We start from the raw sequence: 1,654 nt of genomic DNA, 5'->3' as shown, positions 1-1,654 counted from the left end.
AGGGGCGAACCTTGTGTTCGTCCTTAATGCGATGGCTGGAAATATGGAAAAAACTGATTACCGATTACTGGCTACTGCTTCCCCTTACTGACTGGCCACTGACCACTGGCCACTAGCCACTTTCCTTGTCATTCTGACTCATCTTCGACAGTTGCAAAAAAATAGTTTTGGTTTATTAATAGGTTAAGTCTTGTGAACAAAGTTTTACCACTACGCGCTGCTGCTCAGCGAGTCGGGTTGCGGCTGCGGTTCCAGGGGGCTAACCGTGGGCGGCGGCCTGACCCCCGCCGCGGCGAAGGCCTGGTAAGCCGCGCCCTTCAGGTCGGTGCGCAGTTGATAACTATGACCATCCAGCTCCACGGTTACCGCCTGCACCTGCTGCAAGTCCCGCATCAAGTCGGGCCAGGAAACTTCTGCGCCCTGCTCCTCCAGGCGCCGTTGCAGGTCCACCTCCAGGCGCAGGGCCAGGAAGCTGGCCACGATGTGGCCCAGGCAGGTGTCGTCCCGCTGGTGGTACAGGGGCCGCACCTGCAGGGTGGATTTTTGCTCCCTGAAGGTCCGCTCCACCCGCCACAGGCTCTTGTAAGTCAGGGCCACCTGGTCCGCGGGCAAGTCCGTATTGGTGGTCAGGACAAACTTGCCGTCCAGTCGGGCATCCGCGGCCAGGGCCGCCTCATCCAGATGTACCGAGCCTTTCGCCGTCTTCAGGAAGCGGGCAAAACCCCGGTTGCCCATGAGCCCCTTTTCCCCTTCCCGGGCCAGAGTGGCTTTGAGCTTCTCCACCAGGGCCTCCCGGGCCAGGGCGTCTTTTTTGGCCTCCTTCGGGTTGCGGCAGACCACGTAGCGCCGGTCCTGAACCCGGACCTCTTTGACCTCCAGGTTCTCCGCCACCTTCCGGTAGCGGCCGCCCCGGCTCAACACCTCCTCCCGCACTTCTTTGCTGCGGCGCAGCTTGCAGCCCAAAACGTAGTCAAAGGGCGCAGTCTTATGGCCCGCCAGCAACTTCAAGGTCTCCTTCGACATCATCCCCCGGTCGGCCACCACCGCCACCTTCCCGATCTTGAAGCGCTCCCGGAGCTTTTCCACCACCTGGCGCAAAGCCGCGGTATCCGCGGTGTTGCCGGGAAAGACCTCCCAGGCGATGGGCCAGCCCTGGGAGTCCACCGCCACGCACAAGACCAGTTGCGGCAGCTCCGGCCGCCGGTCCCGGGAGTAACCCCGGCGGCGCAGTGCCGTTTCCTCGTCCCGGTAGCAATACAGGCTGGTGGTGTCGATGAACACCAGGTCCAGGGCCTGGTTGAACAGGTTCCGGTCCCGAAAAAACAGCTTTCTTTCCAGGCCTTGCCGCACCGTCGCCAAAAACGCGGTGGTGCGGTAAAAATGCTGCAAGGCCAGGGTCTCCAGGCCCGGAGCCGCCACGGTCTGCACCCAGCCGGAGCCTTGCAGGTCCGAACCCGGCGCACACAGCCGCTGCAGGGCCAGGGCGAACGCGGCCCGTTCCACGTCAAACTCGAATCTGCGGCCCTGGGCCAACTGCCCCAAGATCTCCGGCAGCCCCTGGCGTTCCCACAGCCTGCCGAAAACCAGAGCCGGCCCCCAGGTCTTGGCCGTGCGGGCCGTCAACCCCGACTCCCGGACGGCCTCCACCACCTTA

The 1,654-nt window shown here is 63.2% G+C and carries 1 protein-coding gene; it reads right to left on the bottom strand.

Going from position 1 to position 1,654, the window contains the following annotated elements:
• Window positions 1-210 precede the first annotated feature (210 nt).
• A partial coding sequence (locus tag AB1467_07420) for an IS1634 family transposase (protein ID MEW6296084.1) occupies window positions 211-1,654 on the bottom strand: 1,444 nt, incomplete at its 5' end.

This window comes from Candidatus Diapherotrites archaeon (genome assembly GCA_040755695.1).
GTDB lineage: Archaea > Iainarchaeota > Iainarchaeia > Iainarchaeales > 1-14-0-10-31-34 > JBFMAK01.
Note: the sequence above shows the minus strand (reverse complement) of the source record. Positions and strands in the feature narration are given on the sequence as shown.